The 15,976-nt window shown below is 74.5% G+C and carries 14 protein-coding genes and 1 pseudogene; 8 read left to right on the plus strand and 7 right to left on the minus strand.

Going from position 1 to position 15,976, the window contains the following annotated elements:
• Positions 1-26: 26 nt before the first annotated feature.
• From FHX78_RS01405 to FHX78_RS01415, 3 genes are all read right to left on the minus strand, one after another.
• On the minus strand, positions 27-1,514 hold the full coding sequence (locus tag FHX78_RS01405) for a hypothetical protein (protein WP_145865627.1): 1,488 nt from the start codon (positions 1,512-1,514) through the stop codon (positions 27-29).
• A gap of 200 nt (positions 1,515-1,714) precedes the next feature.
• Complete coding sequence (locus FHX78_RS01410) at positions 1,715-4,069, minus strand: glycoside hydrolase family 65 protein (RefSeq protein ID WP_145865628.1); 2,355 nt, start codon at positions 4,067-4,069, stop codon at positions 1,715-1,717.
• Positions 4,066-4,803, minus strand: a complete 738-nt coding sequence (locus tag FHX78_RS01415) for an HAD family hydrolase (protein WP_145865629.1) — start codon at positions 4,801-4,803, stop codon at positions 4,066-4,068. Before FHX78_RS01415 ends, FHX78_RS01410 begins: the two co-directional genes overlap by 4 nt.
• A 93-nt stretch (positions 4,804-4,896) precedes the next feature.
• Here FHX78_RS01415 and FHX78_RS01420 point away from each other — a divergent pair, with 93 nt between their 5' ends.
• From FHX78_RS01420 to FHX78_RS01430, 3 genes and pseudogenes are all read left to right on the plus strand, one after another.
• Complete coding sequence (locus FHX78_RS01420) at positions 4,897-5,583, plus strand: nucleoside/nucleotide kinase family protein (RefSeq protein WP_145865630.1); 687 nt, start codon at positions 4,897-4,899, stop codon at positions 5,581-5,583.
• Between the two features lie 16 nt (positions 5,584-5,599).
• Positions 5,600-6,103: a GNAT family N-acetyltransferase gene (locus FHX78_RS01425; protein WP_145865631.1), complete on the plus strand. Its 504-nt coding sequence runs from the start codon at positions 5,600-5,602 to the stop codon at positions 6,101-6,103.
• 165 nt (positions 6,104-6,268) lie between these two features.
• Positions 6,269-7,812: pseudogene (locus tag FHX78_RS01430) on the plus strand (phospholipid carrier-dependent glycosyltransferase).
• A gap of 9 nt (positions 7,813-7,821) precedes the next feature.
• Here FHX78_RS01430 and FHX78_RS01435 read toward each other — a convergent pair.
• Together FHX78_RS01435 and FHX78_RS36625 are read right to left on the minus strand one after the other, a co-directional pair.
• A complete protein-coding gene (locus FHX78_RS01435) occupies positions 7,822-8,238 on the minus strand; it encodes a DUF3662 domain-containing protein (protein WP_145865632.1) in 417 nt (138 codons plus the stop codon).
• A gap of 71 nt (positions 8,239-8,309) precedes the next feature.
• On the minus strand, positions 8,310-8,471 hold the full coding sequence (locus tag FHX78_RS36625) for a hypothetical protein (protein ID WP_167531655.1): 162 nt from the start codon (positions 8,469-8,471) through the stop codon (positions 8,310-8,312).
• 175 nt (positions 8,472-8,646) lie between these two features.
• Between FHX78_RS36625 and FHX78_RS01440 the strand changes: the two genes are divergently transcribed.
• From FHX78_RS01440 to FHX78_RS01450, 3 genes are all read left to right on the plus strand, one after another.
• Complete coding sequence (locus FHX78_RS01440) at positions 8,647-9,564, plus strand: MurR/RpiR family transcriptional regulator (protein WP_167531656.1); 918 nt, start codon at positions 8,647-8,649, stop codon at positions 9,562-9,564.
• 417 nt (positions 9,565-9,981) lie between these two features.
• Entirely contained in the window at positions 9,982-10,356 is a 375-nt protein-coding gene (locus tag FHX78_RS01445; RefSeq protein ID WP_189908672.1) for a hypothetical protein, read from the plus strand.
• Positions 10,357-10,555: 199 nt separating this feature from the next.
• Positions 10,556-12,955, plus strand: a complete 2,400-nt coding sequence (locus FHX78_RS01450) for a SpoIIE family protein phosphatase (RefSeq protein WP_145865634.1) — start codon at positions 10,556-10,558, stop codon at positions 12,953-12,955.
• A 33-nt stretch (positions 12,956-12,988) separates the two neighbouring features.
• On the opposite strand, the gene FHX78_RS01455 is transcribed toward FHX78_RS01450, so the two are convergent.
• Complete coding sequence (locus FHX78_RS01455; protein WP_145865635.1) at positions 12,989-13,612, minus strand: peptidoglycan-binding domain-containing protein; 624 nt, start codon at positions 13,610-13,612, stop codon at positions 12,989-12,991.
• Between the two features lie 64 nt (positions 13,613-13,676).
• Complete coding sequence (locus tag FHX78_RS01460) at positions 13,677-14,522, minus strand: ATP-grasp domain-containing protein (protein WP_145865636.1); 846 nt, start codon at positions 14,520-14,522, stop codon at positions 13,677-13,679.
• A gap of 130 nt (positions 14,523-14,652) precedes the next feature.
• On the opposite strand from FHX78_RS01460, the gene FHX78_RS01465 reads away from it, so the two are divergent.
• Positions 14,653-15,402: a TetR family transcriptional regulator gene (locus tag FHX78_RS01465; protein ID WP_145865637.1), complete on the plus strand. Its 750-nt coding sequence runs from the start codon at positions 14,653-14,655 to the stop codon at positions 15,400-15,402.
• Positions 15,403-15,538: 136 nt separating this feature from the next.
• Positions 15,539-15,955: a Zn-ribbon domain-containing OB-fold protein gene (locus tag FHX78_RS01470; RefSeq protein WP_145865638.1), complete on the plus strand. Its 417-nt coding sequence runs from the start codon at positions 15,539-15,541 to the stop codon at positions 15,953-15,955.
• Positions 15,956-15,976: the final 21 nt, after the last annotated feature.

Raw genomic sequence — 15,976 nt, forward strand, 5'->3', positions numbered from 1 at the left:
ACCCGCCCGTGGCCGGGGGACGGCCGTCACCCGGGCGCGGGGGCGATGCGGGCCTGGAGGTCGCCGATCCGGTGGACGGGCCAGCCACGGGCGTAGCCGGGCGGTGTGCCGCCGGGGCCGGTGAGCGTGGCGACGGGGACGCGGTCCGCGGTGCGCAGGATCTCGGCGACCGTGGTGTTCTCGTTGTTCCCGGCGGTCGCGCCGGAGGAGCAGCCCGCGTAGTAGCCGAGGGGGATGGCCTCGTGGCCGGTGATCAGACAGGGCGGGCGGACACCGAGCCGGTGCAGCTCAGCGGCCATGCGGGCCCAGTCGCGGCGGCTGTCGAGGTTGCGGTCCACGGTGTGGACGAGGACGGTCAGCTGCACGGTCAGATGGCCGGCCAGCCCGAGCGCGACCAGGGCCCTGGCGGCCGGCCGCCACCTCCCGCGCGGTGCGGTGACGAGGTACCACAGCGCGTCGGCGACCGGGACCGCGAGCAGGGCGTAGGCGGGCTGGAGGAAGCGGGGCGCCGCGTAGCCGATCATGAACAGGTACGGCAGCGCGGCGGTGGTGGCGCAGGCCAGGGGGACGGCGGTGCGCGGGGTGCGTCCGGCGCGGACCGCGACGACCAGTGCGAGGACGGCGAGCAGCGGCAGGACGAACCACCACAGGGTGATCACCGGGTGCGGCATCGCCCCCGTGCAGGGCCGGCACAGGGCACGGCCGCCCAGGCTGCGCAGCTGGTCGTCGACGGCGATCTGCACGCCGAGCCCGCCCTGGACGCGGGAGGCCTCGGCCAGCCGCTCCCCCAGGCCGCCGAACCCGGCGTACGCCTCGATCACCCACTCGGCCGCACCCGCCACCAGTCCGCCGGTGAGGGCGAGCAGCAGCCGCCCGTGCCGGGCGAGCAGGGCGAGCACGAGGAGCGGGACGGCCACCCAGACGGCGTCGGTGGGCCGCATCCAGGCCATGAGCGCCGCCCCCGCCACGACGCCCCACAGCGGGCCGCCGGCCGTAGGGTCCCCGCGGTGGCGCAGGAAGCAGCCGACGGTGATCAGCGCGCCGAGGGCGACCCAGTAGTTGGGCATGGCCTGGGGGCCGTAGAAGAGGGTCACCCACAGGGAGGCGAAGAAGGCGCCGGCGGTGACCAGGACCCGGGTGGGGAACAGGCCGCGCCAGGCGCGCAGGGCGAGGTAGAGCCCGAGGCCGGAGAGCGCGGCGAGGTGGACGCGCAGCAGCACCGTGGACGAGGACCAGGACGCGATGGGCGCCACCAGCAGGGACACGCCCCGGGAGCGGGGGGCGCTGAAGAAGGCGGCCGGGTGGTGGGAGGTGACCTGGCTGATGTAGACGACCTCGTCCCAGCCGAAGCCCAGCACCGGTCGGACGAGGGCGAGTTGGGCGAGGGTGAAGACGGCGGCGAGCACCGCGAGCGGCCGCCTGCCGCCGGGTGCGCGCGGGGGCGCGAGCGGTCCGGGCCGCTGCTTCTCGCGGCGCCGGGCGCCGGCGAGGAGGGCGCCGGGGCCGTCGGTCATCGTCCGTCCCTCGCTCCCGCGCGTCATGGGTCCCGGGTGCCCACCGGCCGTACGTTCCAGGGACCGGGGGACCAAGGGGCCGGGGCTTTTCCGGAGAACACGGACAAGCTAACCCGCTCGGGGCGGGCACGCAGGGCGGGATACGCCCAACCGCGTCACCCGCCCCGGGTGCCCCGGGTGCTCCGGGTGCCCGCCGCCGGTCAGCGCGGGTGCGGTCCGCGGTGCGGGGGCTGCGCGGGCGCCGGGCGCGGTACGGGCGGCGGGACGGGCCGTTCGACGGGGGCGTCCTTGCGCACGGTCAGCTCCGTGCCGTGGTGACGGAGGGTCAGCGGCGGGCCGGAGCGCAGGGTGTAGGTGGCCCGGTCGGGGGTGACCTCGACGCGCAGGCACCGGCCGAGGAACCGCAGGGTGAAGGCCAGGCGGCCGAGCCTCGGCGGCAGCCGCGGGGTGAAGCGGAGGCTGCCGTCGTCCCAGCGCAGGCCGCCGAACCCGGCGACCAGGGCGGTCCAGGTACCGGCCAGGGAGGCGATGTGCAGTCCGTCCCGGGTGTTGTGCTCCAGGTCCGCGAGGTCCATCAGGGCGGCCTCGGCGGTGTAGGCGTGGGCCAGGTCGAGGTGGCCGGTGCGGGCGGCGAGGACGGCCTGGACACAGGCGGACAGCGAGGAGTCCCGTACGGTCAGCGGCTCGTAGTAGGCGAAGTTGCGGGCGATCTGCTCGTCGTCGTGGTTCTCCTCGAAGAAACCGGCGCAGGTGTGCATCGCCAGCACCAGGTCCGCCTGTTTGATCACCTGTTTGCGGTAGAGGTCGAAGTAGGGGAAGTGGAGCATCAGCGGGTACTGGTCGGCGCGGGTGCCGGCGAAGTCCCAGCGCTGGTAGCGGGTGAACCCGGCGTGCTGTTCGTGGACGCCGAGTTCGTCGTTGTAGGGGACGTGCACGGCTTCGGCGGCGTCCCGCCAGCCGGCGCTCTCCTCCTCGTCGACGCCGAGCTCCGCCGCCCGGTCGGGATGGCGTTTGCAGGCGTCGGCGGCGGCCAGCAGGTTCGCCCGGGCCATGAGGTTGGTGTACGTGTTGTCGTCGGCGACGGCGCTGTACTCGTCCGGTCCGGTGACCCCGTCGATGTGGAAGACGCCCCGGTCGTCGTGGTGGCCGAGGGAGCGCCACAGCCGGGCGGTCTCCACCAGCAGTTCCACGCCGGTGTCGTGTTCGAAGCGCTCGTCGCCGGTGGCCTGGACGTAGCGCACCACGGCGTCGGCGATGTCGGCGTTGACGTGGAAGGCGGCGGTGCCGGCGGGCCAGTAGGCGGAGCCCTCCGATCCCTCGATGGTGCGCCAGGGGAACGCGGCGCCGCGCAGGCCGAGTTGGGTGGCGCGCTCCCGGGCGACGGGCAGGGTGGTCTGCCGCCAGCGCAGCGCCTCGGCGGCGGCGTCCGGCGCGGTGCAGATCAGCAGGGGCAGCACGAAGACCTCGGTGTCCCAGAAGGCGTGGCCGTCGTAGCCCGAGCCGGTCAGTCCCTTGGCGGGTATCGCGCGCCGTTCGGCGCGGGCGCCGGCCTGCAGGACGTGGAAGAGGGCGAAGCGGACGGCCTGCTGGATCTCCTCGTCGCCGTCGACCTCGACGTCGGCGCGGGACCAGAAGTCGTCGAGGTAGGCCCGCTGTTCGTCGAGGAGGCCCTGCCAGCCGCTGTGCCCGGCCGCGGCCAGGGCCGCCTCCACCTGGTCGCTCATCGCGGGCCGGGAGCGGGCGCCGGACCAGCCGTGGGCGACCAGTTTCTCCACCCGCAGCCGCTGTCCCGGTTCCAGCACCGAGGTGACGGTCAGCCGGGCCACGTCCACGTTGCTCTCGCAGCCGGTGGTGGTCCGTTCGGGGCCGTCGACGGTGTGGTCGGCGGCCACGGCGACCCTGAGGCCGCTGCGCCGGGTGCGGTGCACCAGACGCAGCCGCAGGTCCCGGGCGACGTCCTCCTCCGGTTCCAGCGGCGACTTCAGGGCGCGGGCGGCGCGCGGGTCGCCGTCCGGTCCCGGCAGGCTCTCGTTGGCGACCAGTTCGGACTGCACCACCACACGCGTGCGGCGGTCGACGGGCTCGACCTCGTAGGCGACGGCGGCGACGGCCCGCTGGGTGAGGGAGACCAGGCGGGTGGAGCGCACCCGGACCGTGGACCCCGCCGGGGAGGTCCATTCGCAGACCCGCTCCAGGACGCCCCGGCGCAGGTCCAGGGTCCGTTCGTGGCTGACGAGCCGCCCGTAGCGCAGGTCGAACGGCTCGTCGTCGACCAGCAGCCGGATCACCTTGCCGTTGGTGACGTTGATGACCGTCTGGCCCGACTCCGGGTAGCCGTAACCGGCCTCGGCGTAGGGCAGCGGGTGCAGTTCGTGGACGCCGTTGAGGTAGGAGCCGGGCAGGCCGTGCGGTTCGCCCTCGTCGAGGTTGCCGCGCCAGCCGACATGGCCGTTGGACAGCGCGAACACCGACTCGCTCTGCGCGAGGACGCCGAGGTCCAGGCTGCGTTCGCGGACGGTCCACGGTTCGACGGCGTACGCCCGCTGTGTGATCACTGCTCACCCCCGAGTTCGGCCAGGTCGGTCACGACCCGGTCGGCGCCGTGCGCGTACAGGGCGTCGGTCTGGCCCACCCGATCCACACCGACGACGTATCCGAAGTGCCCCGCGCGGCCGGCGTCCATGCCGGCCAGCGCGTCCTCGAACACGGCGGCCCGGGACGGTTCGACACCGAGGTCCCGGGCGGCGGCGAGGAAGGTGTCGGGCGCCGGCTTCCCGGGCAGCCCCCGCTCGGCGGCGACCACTCCGTCGACGCGCACGTCGAAGAGGTCCTCGGCGCCGATCGAGCGCAGGACGTCACGGCAGTTGGCGCTGGAGGAGACGATCGCGGTGCGCAGTCCGCGGGCGCGGACCGCCGCGAGGTAGCGCAGGGTGCCGTCGTATGCCTCCACGCCGTCGGTGCGGATCCGCTCCAGCAGCAGGTCGTTCTTGCGGTTGCCGAGGCCGTGGACGGTGCGTGCGTCGGGCGGATCGCCGGGGTCCCCCTCGGGCAGTTCGATGCCGCGGGAGGCGAGGAAGGTGCGCACTCCGTCGGCACGCGGGCGGCCGTCGACGTACTCGTCGTAGTCGGCGTCGGTGAAGGGCCGGAAGGCGTCGCCGTCCCGTTCGCGGAGGAAGGCGTCGAACATTTCCCTCCAGGCGGCCGCGTGGACGACGGCCGTCCTCGTGACGACGCCGTCGAGGTCGAAGAGGCAGGCGAGGATGTCATCGGGCAGACCCAGATCCGTCATACAGGACACCGTTCCCCATACGGCGCCGAACAGTGAGTGGCGCGGGCCACATGGCGGCGGTCCGCCGGCTGCGCAAGTGACACACTTTCCCCTGTGGCACTGACTTTCGACGACCTCCTCCGCCGTGCCCGCTCCCTGCCCCGGGACGGCCGGCGCGCCCTCCTCGGCATCGCCGGCAGCCCGGGCGCGGGCAAGTCCACGCTCGCCGCACACCTGGTGCGGGAGCTGAACGGCACCGGCGCACCGTGGGCCGCGCACGTCCCCATGGACGGCTTCCACCTCGCCGACGCCGAACTCGACCGTCTGGGCCGCCGGGACCGCAAGGGTGCCCCGGACACCTTCGACGCGGCCGGCTACGCGGCCCTGCTGCGCCGACTGCGCGAGGAGACGTACGACGTGGTGTACGCGCCCGGCTTCGAGCGGGAGCTGGAGCAGCCGCTCGCGGGGGCCGTGCCGGTGCCGCCGAGCGCCCGGCTGGTGGTGACGGAGGGCAACTATCTTCTGCTGGACACCGGTGCCTGGACGCGGGTGCGGGCGCAGCTGGACGAGGTGTGGTTCTGCGCGCTGGACGAGGAGGAGCGGCTGCGCCGGCTGATCGCCCGGCACGAGGAGTTCGGCAAGAGCCACGAGGAGGCGGTGGCCTGGGTGCTGCGCACCGACCAGCGCAACGCCGAGCTGATCGACCCGACTCGGGACCGGGCCGACCTGGTGGTTCCGCCGTCCGCGCTGCCGGAGGCGTCCCGGCCGGTGGGACCGGCTGGACGGAGTGCGGCCTCCTGACGCAGGCTCTGCTGTCGTGATCAGAGAAGCCACCGTCGACGACGTCCCCGAGATCCGCGCGATGATCCGCGAACTCGCCGCCTACGAGAAGGCCGCCGAGCAGGCCCGCGCCACCGAGGAGCAGCTCCGCGCCGCCCTGTTCGGCGACCGCCCCGCCGCCTCCGTCCTGATCGCCGAGGACGACACCACCGGCGAGGTGGCGGGTTTCGCGCTGTGGTTCCCCCGCTTCTCGACCTGGACGGGCACGCGGGGCATGCACCTGGAGGACCTCTACGTCCGTCCCCGCACCCGGGGTGCCGGACACGGCAGGGCGCTGCTGGCCGCCCTCGCGGCGATCTGCCGGGACAGCGGTTTCGAACGCTTCGAGTGGATGGTGCTGGACTGGAACGAGCCGGCGATCGCGTTCTACCAGGCGCTCGGGGCGGAGCTGCTGGAGGAGTGGACGCTGTGCCGGCTGACCGGTGACCCGCTCGGCGCGCTCGCGGCGCGGGCCCCGGCCGTGGTGCGCGCGGCGCGCTGACCGCGCCGGTTCCGCCCCGCGCGCACGGGGCCGGTGCGAGAGTGGGGGCCCATGACGGGTCTTGCGGCGGCGGGCGCACGGGAAGCGGTCCACGGCGGGACGGCGCCGCGGGGCGCGGGCCGGCGGTGGCCGGTGGTCGTGGTGGTGGTGCTGCTCCTCGGGCAGATGGCCGCGGCGATGGTCACCACCGCCGTGCGGCAGACGCCGACGATCGACGAGCCCGTGTACGTGGGTACGGCCGCCGTGTACCTCCGGGAGCACAGCCTGCGGTACAACCCCGAGCACCCGCCGCTCGGGAAGCTGGTGATCGCGACGGGGACCGCGGTCGCGGATCCGCACCTCGACGCGGGATTCCGGGGCGACCAGGGCGCGTTGGGCCGGCGCCTGCTGTACGAGTCGGGCAACGATCCGTGGCGGCTCATGTTCTGGGCGCGGCTGCCGGTGATCGTCCTGACGCTGCTGTTCGGGCTGGTGGTGTTCGCGTTCGCCCGCGAACTGGCCGGTGCTGTCGGCGCGTCGGCCGCGCTCGCGCTGTACTGCCTCTCCCCCGACGTGATCGCGCACGGGTCACTGGCCACGCTCGACGTGCCGGCCGCCGGGTTCGTCCTGACCTCGGTCCGGCTCCTGTGGCGGGCGCGGCGGCGGCCACGGTGGCGACTGCCGCTCGCCGGGGCGGCGTTCGGGGCGGCGCTGGCCACGAAGATGAGCGTGCTGCCGGTGCTGCCGGTCCTCGTGGGGACGGCCGCCGTGTCGGCGTGGTGCGCGGCCGCGGCCGGCCGGCGGCACCGGCTGGTGCGGGCGGTCGCGGGCGCCGGGGCCTTCGCGCTGGTCGCGGTCGCCGTGGTGTGGGCCGCGTACCTGGTCGTCGATCCCCGGCTGCGCTGGGCTCCCCCGGAGCAGGTGCCGGTGGTGCACGGGCTGCGGGGCCTGCTCGTGGAGCTGCTGCCGTTCCCCGAGCCGTACCGGGACGGCATGCGCGTCCAGTTCGGCTTCGAGGACCACCCGTGGGAGGGGTTCCTGTTCGGCCGCCACTACACCGGCTCGCTCTGGTACTACCTGCCGGCCGCGCTGCTGGTGAAGACGCCGCTCGGCACGCTCGTGCTGTGGGCGGCCGGCGCCGTCGCGGTGGTGGGGGTGCGCAGGCTGCGGCCCGCCGCACCGTACCTGCTCGCGGCCCCGGCGGTGCTGCTGGCCGCGGCCATGTACGGCTCGCGGACTTCGGCACCCGGTACGCCGTCTTCCTGCCGATGTTCCTGGCGGTGGCGGCGGGGTGCGTGCTCGCGGTGCGGTGGCGGTGGACGCGGGCGGTGACGGCGGCGCTGGTGGGGTTCGTCGCGGTGAGTTCGCTGCGGACGTACCCGCACTACCTGCCGTACTCCAACGAGGCGTTCGGCGGTCCGTCGAAGACCCGGTTGCGGCTCCACGACTCGAACGTGGACTGGGGCCAGGACCTGGGCCTGCTCGCCGACCGGCTGCGCGAGCGGTACCGGGGAGAGCGGGTCTGGCTGGTCTACAAGGGCAGCGGGGTGCCCGCCGCCTACGGCATCGACGCCGCCGATCCGCGCCGGGTGCCGCTCGACGAGGTGCGCGGGCTGCTGGTGGTGTCGGACTCCGCCGCGGCCAAGGCGACCGGGCGGCTGGCCGCGCTGATCGAGGACAGCCGGCCGGTCGACGACGTCGGTCACTCGATCACGCTCTACCGGCGCTGACCGGTGCGGTCAGCCGGGCCCCGGCCGGGCCGCGCGCTGGAAACCGTCCGCGCTCACGTGCGGCATCACACTGCTGGCCACGCGGAAACGGCCGTTGGGCACCTCGGTGGTGGAGCGGCGGACGTGCACGGCGAGCGGGCCCGCCCACTCGTAGCCGTGGCGCGCGGCGTGCCGGGCCAGCCGGTCGGTGAGCGCCTGCCCCACGCGGCTGCCGCGGCGCGCCAGTTCCTCGTGCACCCCGGCGGGCAGCTCCACGTCGTAGGCGTTGGGGACGAGCACCCGGCCCGCCCGGCACACCACGGCGTTGCTGTCGCACTCACGGCGCAGGGCGTCGACGAGTTCGACCGGCTCCCGGCCGGACACCCGCGCCCACAGCGCCTCCCATCGGTTCTCCAGTGCCTCTTCCAGCGCGCTCAGGGCGCTCATGCCTTCACCTGCCGAAACGTAGTCGCGTCGAGGACGCGGAGGGACGGGGACGGGGGAGGTCGGGGGAGGACCTAGCGCTCGTCGAAGTCGTCGGGCCGGATCTCGGCCTCCTCCAGTGCCTCGCGCATCGTGCGGCCGGTGCCGCCCTGGTCGCGCGTCTCCTCCCGGTCCCGCCGCTCGACGGTGTCGTCGGTGTCCGTGGTCTTGGGCCGGTTCTCCTCGGGGACGGTCATGTCCGGTGGCTCCTCGTGTGCCTGGGGTGTGCGCGTGCTCCGATGCGTCGGCGGGTTCCCCCGCGGGGCGGGGCTATCCCTGGGGATGCGGGCCGGTGCGCTCCGCCGGGAAGCACTGGTCACCACGGTGTGTGGGCTATGTTGAACCCTCGTGGGAGACGAAGGAGGCGCACCGGTGCGATCGCCGCAGCAGGCACGCGCACGGGCATCCGCGATCACCTCGGGCAAGGCGGTCCAGGAGACGGACGTCTCCCCGACGGCCCAGCTCCGCACGCTGTTCGACCGGCCGCGCCTCTCCCCCGGCCAGCGGCGCATCGCCCAGTACCTGATCGAGCACATCGCCGAGGCGGCGTTCCTGTCGATCACGGATCTCGCCGACCGGGTGGGGGTGAGCCAGCCCTCGGTGACCCGGTTCGCCTCGGCGGTCGGCTTCAGCGGTTACCCCGCGCTGCGGGAGAAGCTCCAGTCGATCACTCTGGGGACCCGTTCCGGCGGTCCCGCCGAGGAGATCCGGGGCAACGAGCTCCAGGCGGCGGTGGACGCCGAGATCGAGAACCTGGAGAACCTGCGGCGGGACTTCGCCGACGCCGACCGGGTCATCGAGGTGGGCCGCCGGCTGTCCGCGTCCACGCCGCTCACCGTCCTCGGTCTGCGCATCTCCGTCTCCCTGGCCGAGTACTTCGCCTACGCCGCCCGTCGTATCCACCCGGACGTCCGGCTGGTGACGCTGGGCGGCAGCGTCGCCTACGACGCGCTGCTGCAGTCCCGGGAGGCGGGCGGCACCTGGGTGCTGGCGTTCTCCATGCCGCGGCACGCCCAGGAGACCCTGACGGCGGTGCGGGTGGCCCGCAGCGCCGGGCTGAAGGTCGCGCTGATCACGGACCTGGCGCTGGGCCCGATCGTGGACGAGGCCGACGTCACCTTCGCCACCGGCACCGGGTCCCGGCTGGTGTTCGACTCCTACGCCGCGCCCGGCGTGATGTGCGCGGCGCTGCTCCAGGCCATGACGGACGCGGATCCGGAGCGGACGCAGGCCCGGCTCGACGAGTACGAGCACGTCGCGGACGAGCACCAGTTCTTCCTCAGGGACTGAGCCCGCTTCTCCCCTCAGGGACCGGCCCCCCAAAGCCGTCACATGCGGCGCTTCCGTATCAAAGCGCGCATGAATGTTTTCATACGTCTTGAAAACCAGATGGCATATATAAATACTGCTCACGGATCGCGACCCGGCCGCTCCGGACCGCGTTCCACCACCCCTCGTCACCACCCGCTCCGCCCGGAAAGCCGACGGTCCGCCCATGCGCTGCCTGCACCCCTCGCCGCGGACGGCACCGGACCCCACCGGGCGCCCGAGCGAACACCCGAAGCCGCCGGCTCCTACCCGCTCCTGCGGCCACGGTGTTCGGCCGGGCATCCCCTGCCCGGCCGCTCGTGGCGGCCCCGGTCATCCCCTAGGCCGGGGCCGTCCCGCCCCGTCGTCCACCCCAGCGACGCCGTACACCCGGAAGCGATGATCATGCCCCTGACGTCCACGCGCCTCAGTGCCGACTGGCCCTGCCAGGTCAAGACCCCCGGCAGCTACGACTGGGAACGCTCGGCGGCCAAGTGGCTGCGCGAGCTGGTGCCCGCGCGCTACGCGAGCTACCCGGCGCTCATCCGGCACCCCGTCCTGCTGGCCCGGCACGCGCAGATCCAGGTCGAGCACGAGATCCGGGTGGCCAGGACCGCCCTGCAGACCGCCCGGGCCGACCTGCCCCGGCTGGGACTGCACGAAGGAGTCATCGAGCACACCATCAAGCTGTACGCGGCCGAGGTCATGCAGCTCCAGCACATCGCCCGCAGCGTACGGGCGGTCACCCAGGCCCTGGCCGACACCGGCCGCTGACCGTGCCCGCGTCGCGTCCGCGGGACACCGGTCCCCGGGGCGCCCGCCGGGGGCCGAGCCGGCCGCCGTTCCGCGCGGGCCGGGGCGGGCCCGCGGGCGGGGCGGACGCGAAGGGGTGCGCCGGCCCGGGCCACCGGGAAAATCGTGAGGGAACGAGCCGGTCAACGAACCGCGAGCGGTGTGCGATGCTCAACCCGTGATGAGCGAGCCCGTTGTCCCGGTGGAGTCCGCGGCCACGCCGGACCTGGTGGAACTGGCCAGGGTCGTCGCCCAGCAGCGCGCCGAGATGGACCGGCTGCGCGAGCGGGCGGCGACGTCCGCGGTCGTGGAACGCGCCAAGGGCGTCGTCATGGCGCTGACCGGCTGCTCCGCGGACGCCGCGGGCGAGACACTGCTCCAGCGGGCCAAGGCGGCCCGCCGCAGTCTGCTGGAGGAGTGCTGGATCACCCTGGGCCGGTCGGTGACCGCCCGGTCCGGCACCGGCACGTCCCCGGCGGAACCGCCGCACGACAAGGGGGACGCCGCGGCCGGACTCCCCGAGACCGGGACCGGTCCGTCGGAGGCGTCGCCTCCCGACGACGTCGCCGACGCCCTCGGACGCCTCGGCCGTGCCCTCGTGCACGCCGACACGCCCCGGGCGCTCGCCCGGTGCCTGCGGGACCACCTCGCCCAGGACATGGGCGCCGACTCGGTCGTGATCCACGCCCGCCGGCCCAGCGGAGGCGCGGAGCTGATCGGCCACTGCGGGATCGACGAACGGCTCGCCGCCCGGTGGCGTCAGGTGCCCGCCTCCGCCGGCACCGCCGTACTGGACGCCCTGCGGACCGGCGAACCGCTCTGGGAGGACTCCGACGAGGACGACGCGCGGGACCCGCTGACCGGTGGGCCCGAGCGGTGGCCGTCCCGGGCCTGGCTGCCGGTGCCCGCCGGCGGAGAACCCGAGGTCTGCGTCGGTGTGCTGCGCGGGCGCCCCGGCCCGTTCACCCCGCGCGACCGCGCCCATCTGCGGGGCGTCGTCGAGCTGTGCGCCGGGCGGCTGCGCACGTTCGGCCCCCGGCCGGAGCCGGCGGCGGGCCCGGCGCCGGACGCCGTACGGACGCTGTTCGCGGCGCTGCCCGTCGCGGCGATGCTGCTGACCCCGCTGCGCGGCCCCTCCGGTGAGGCCGAGGACTTCCGGATCGACGCCGCGACCGAGCAGGCGGCCGGCCTCCTGGGCGACACCGGCGGCGACCCGGTGGGACGGCGGCTGCGGGAGTTCTGGCCCGACCTGGACGACGGGCCGGTGGGGCGGGGCTGCCTGGAGGCACTGGCCGGCGGGGAGACCTACGAGAGCGCGCCGTTCGCCCACCAGGAGCGGACGGACGGCGTCGCCGAGCTGTCCACCTACTCCGTACGGGTGACCCGGCTGGTCGACGCGCTGGTCGTCACCTGGGTCCGGCACGCCTCCTCCGACCGTCAGGAGCAGCGGCTCGCCGACCTGCAGCGGCTGGGCAACCTCGGCTGGGCGAACTGGAACCTGGCCACGCACGAGGCGTCCTGGTCGTCGCAGGTCTTCACGATCCTCGGCCGGGACCCGGCCGACGGGCCCGTCCCGCTGGCCGGCCTTCCCGAGCTCGCCGTGTCCGACGACCGGTCCGCGCTGCGTGTGGCCGTCACCGGCCTGGTCCGCGAGGGCCGCCCCTTCGACCTGCCGTTCCGGGTCCGCGGCGGGCGCGGTGTCCGTCACCTGCGGCTGGTCGCCGAGGCGGTGGCCGACGTGCACGGCACGCCCGTCGAGGTGCACGGCTTCGTGCAGGACCTGACCGCGCGGCGGCGGGCGGAGCTGGCCCTGGTGGAGAGCGAGCGGGCGATCCTCACCCAGCACGACGTGCTCCAGTCCGAGCGGACCCTGGTCGCCCGTCTGCAGAACGCCCTGCTGCCCCTGCCCGAACGGGTGGTGGACCTGGCCGGCCTGCGCGTCGAGGTCGCCTACCTGCCCGCGCAGGCGGGCATCCACGTCGGCGGCGACTGGTTCAGCGCCATCGAACTGCCCGACGGCGACGCCCTGTTCGTCGTCGGCGACGTGGCCGGGCACGGGGTGGACGCCGTCGCCACCATGGCCCAGCTGCGGTTCACGGCCAAAGGCATGGTGATCACCGGTTCGTCGCTGACCGGCGCGCTCGCCCGGCTCAACACCCTGCTGCTGCACTCCCGGGACACCCACGGCACCGCGACCATGGTCCTGGCCCGCTACCGGCCCGGCGAACGGCGACTGGTCTGGGCCCAGGCGGGCCACACCCCGCCCCTGCTGCTGCGCGGCGGCGAGGTCACCTATCTGCGCCGGCCCAGCGGCATGCTCCTGGGCGCGGCCACCACGCCGCACTTCGAGGAGGCCGAGTGCCGTCTCGAGCCGGGCGACCGAGTGCTGCTCTACACGGACGGTCTGGTGGAGCGTCCCCCGGAGAACATCGACGTGGGCCTGGCCCGTCTCGCCGAGGCCGTGGCGGCCCACCCGGGCGACGAGCAGGGCTCCCTGGGGACGCTGCTGGAGGCGATGCTGGAGGAGGAGCGCCGGGACGACGTGTGCGTGCTCGACATCCGGATGCCGCGGGAGCGGTAACGGACGGGCGGTGGGGGCGGCGCCGGGCGGGTGTCAGGATCCCGGAGAGCCGGTGCGGGACTCCAGGGCGCGGCGGGTGTCGTCGCCGTAGACGCCGGTCTCGTCGCCCCTGACGCCGTACCAGAGCTGGAAGCGGGCGACGGCCTCGGAGAGGGCGGCGTCGTAGCGGCCGTCGGTGGCGCCGCCCCGGTAGACGTCCGGGACGCGCAGCAGCCGCCGCTGGAGTTCGGTCACCTCGCTGCCCGCGTCGCCCTCGCGGAGGAACCCCGGGCCGGCGGGAACGGCGGGAGCCGTCGTGGCGGGAGCGGGAGCGGGTGCCGTACGGTCCCCGGCGTTCCGCTCCGTGAGCAGGAGCGCGCCGCCGAGGCCGGCGACCGCCGCCCCGGCCAGGGCGAGCGCCCACGCGGTGCGGCGGGACCCGGCGGCGTGCGGGGCCGTCGGCGGACGGGCGGCGGGGACGGGCGGCAGTTCCCGCGTGCTGTCCTCCGACCCGGCCGGCGCCCGGGGCAGCGGCACCGACTCGTAGCCGCCCCGGTCGTCCTGCTCGAACTCCCGGAACAGCTCGGCGAGCGCGTCGGTACGGCGCGGGCGCAGGACGCGCACCGGTTCGAGGGGCGGCCCCTGGGGCGGCCGCCCGGGCCCGGACGGTGTCGTCACGGTGCTCTCCTTCCGTCCCGCGCGAGGCGGTCGGGAGGGGATACGCGCCGCGGGCCCCGCGGGTTCAGCCGTCCGTCACGCCCGCGTCACGGAGGAAGCGCCGCAGGGAGGCCGTCAGGGCGGACACGAACGCCTCCCGGCCGGCGTCGTCGAGGGCGTCCAGCGACAGGTACGGATTGAGGTCCTCCAGCTCGACCAGCAGCAGTGCGCCGTCCGGTGCGCGGCAGGCGTCGACGCGCTGGATGCCGTGGCCGAGGGTGTTCCAGTCGACGAAGCCGCGGGCGAAGTCGAGGTCGGCCGGGGTGGCTTCGTACGGCTCCAGCTCCCAGCGGCTCTCCGGGCGCGGGGCGTGCAGGGCGTACTGGAAGTCGTGGTCGACGAAGTAGAAGGAGACCTCGTAGGCGAAGTCGATGTGCGGCTGCACCAGGACGTCGCCGTCGACGAGACCGAGCACCTCGTCCGCGGGGACGACGCGCAGCCCGATGGAGTCGGCGCCGAGCCGCGGCTTGACCACGTACCGCTCCGTCGTGGGCAGCCGGTGCAGGTCCTCCGCCCGGTCGACGGTGGGGATCACCGGGTGCCCGGCGGCGCTCAGGTCGAGCAGGTACTGCTTGCCGGCCATGTCCCCCCTGCCGGTCAGCGGGTTGTAGACCGGTGTGCCGGTCCGCGCGGCGCGTTCGCGGAAGGCGTCGTAGGCGGCCTGGTACGCCAGCACCGGGCCGCTGTTGCGGACCACGACGGCGTCGAAGCCGTCCAGCAGGGCGGCGGCGTCCCGCGGGTGGCACAGGGCCAGGTCCAGGTGCTCGCGCAGCCGGGAGGTGAGGAAGACGTCCTCGTCGCCGTAGCGGCGCCCGCGGGCCGGGTAGGCCAGGTCGGTGACGTACAGGACGCGGGGGCGGGCGGGCGGCATGCGGGCTCCTCGGGGACGACGGTGGACCGATCATAGGAACGACCGGCGGGAAGGGGCCGCGGTGGTACTGAGTTCCGTCACCGATGTGCACCGAGTGCCAGGAGGGGCGTGCCGGTGCTACGTTCCGGTCATGAGCGCGAGCAGTGCGGCTCCCGGCCGCGGTGACAGGGCCGTGAAGCCGCCGATGCGGGACGCCCTGGTCGCGGCGGCGTTCCGGCTGTTCCTGGAGCGGGGCTACGAACAGACCACGGTCGACGACATCGTGGCGCTCGCCGGGGTGGGGCGGCGTTCCTTCTTCCGCTACTTCCCGTCCAAGGAGGACGTGGTCTTCCCCGACCACGAGCAGTGCCTGGACGAGATGACGGCCTTCCTGGCCGCGGGCGCGGCCGACGACGATCCGGTGCGCAGGGTCTGCGACGCGGCCCGCCTGGTCGTGCGGATGTACGCCGAGAACCCGGCGTTCTCCGTGCAGCGCTATCACCTCACCAAGAAGGTGCCGGGGCTGCGGGCGTACGAGCTGTCGGTGGTCTGGCGGTACGAGCGTGCCCTGGCCGGGTATCTGCGGACCCGGTTCGCCGGCCTCCGGGACGGCGGTCTGCGGGCCGACGTGATCGCCGCCGCGGTGGTCGCGGCGCACAACAACGCGCTGCGGTCCTGGCTGCGTTCGGACGGGAAGGGGGACGCGGAGGCCGCGGTGGACCATGCGCTGGGGCAGGTGCAGGCGGCGTTCGGAGCCACGCCGGTCCCCCCGGCGGCCGAGGGGCCCGAGGACGTGGTGGTGGTCGTGACGCGGCGCGGGGCACCGTTGTGGCGGGTGGTGCAGGAACTGGAGTCCGCGCTAGGGCGCGGCTGGGACGAGACGCCCCGGCCCCGATTTTGAGGGTACGGAGTGCCTTTACGCGTGACACTGAGTGCCATACCCTGTCGCTGTGCACGGTGGCACGGCCCACCGGGCACGGGCGTGCCCGGGCGACCGCGCACGTGGGATTCCGGCCGAGTGCAGGGAGTTGACCAGCGTGTACCACCACTCAGGAAGCGTCGCTCAGCAGGCAGCCGGCTCCGCGACCGGCGTCCTCGAAGCCAAGGGGACCGACCACGCGGAGGCCATGCTCTTCCAGCGCTGCACCTGGTGCGGCACCGCCATGTACCACCGGCTGCTGTGCCCGGTCTGCCAGGGCAGCGACCTGCGTACGGAGCGCAGCGAGGGCGTCGGCACGGTCCGCCATTCCACGGTGCTCCACCGCAACACCCCCGCGGCCCGCAACGTCTCCCTGATCGAGATGGCCGAGGGGTTCGTGGTGCGGGGCAGGGTCATGGGGCCGCCCATCGGCATCCACAGCGGCGACCGGGTGCGACTGTCGACGGCGAAGGACCCGGTGCGGGGCGAGCCGGTCTTCCAGCTCGTCGACGAGCCGTACCGGGCCTGGACCTGACGGACCGCCGGGCGCGGCCGC

The sequence above is a fragment of the Streptomyces capillispiralis genome (assembly GCF_007829875.1).
In the GTDB taxonomy this organism is placed as follows: domain Bacteria; phylum Actinomycetota; class Actinomycetes; order Streptomycetales; family Streptomycetaceae; genus Streptomyces; species Streptomyces capillispiralis.

What these genes read in the sequence shown, in the direction of transcription:
- FHX78_RS01405 (WP_145865627.1), bottom strand. Translation starts at nt 1,514, where the DNA reads ATGACCGACGGCCCCGGCGCCCTCCTCGCCGGCGCCCGGCGCCGCGAG.
- FHX78_RS01445 (WP_189908672.1), top strand. Translation starts at nt 9,982, where the DNA reads ATGATCATGCCCCTGACGTCCACGCGCCTCAGTGCCGACTGGCCCTGC.
- FHX78_RS01415 (WP_145865629.1), bottom strand. Translation starts at nt 4,803, where the DNA reads ATGACGGATCTGGGTCTGCCCGATGACATCCTCGCCTGCCTCTTCGAC.
- FHX78_RS01450 (WP_145865634.1), top strand. Translation starts at nt 10,556, where the DNA reads ATGAGCGAGCCCGTTGTCCCGGTGGAGTCCGCGGCCACGCCGGACCTG.
- FHX78_RS01460 (WP_145865636.1), bottom strand. Translation starts at nt 14,522, where the DNA reads ATGCCGCCCGCCCGCCCCCGCGTCCTGTACGTCACCGACCTGGCCTAC.
- FHX78_RS01435 (WP_145865632.1), bottom strand. Translation starts at nt 8,238, where the DNA reads ATGAGCGCCCTGAGCGCGCTGGAAGAGGCACTGGAGAACCGATGGGAG.
- FHX78_RS36625 (WP_167531655.1), bottom strand. Translation starts at nt 8,471, where the DNA reads ATGACCGTCCCCGAGGAGAACCGGCCCAAGACCACGGACACCGACGAC.
- FHX78_RS01465 (WP_145865637.1), top strand. Translation starts at nt 14,653, where the DNA reads ATGAGCGCGAGCAGTGCGGCTCCCGGCCGCGGTGACAGGGCCGTGAAG.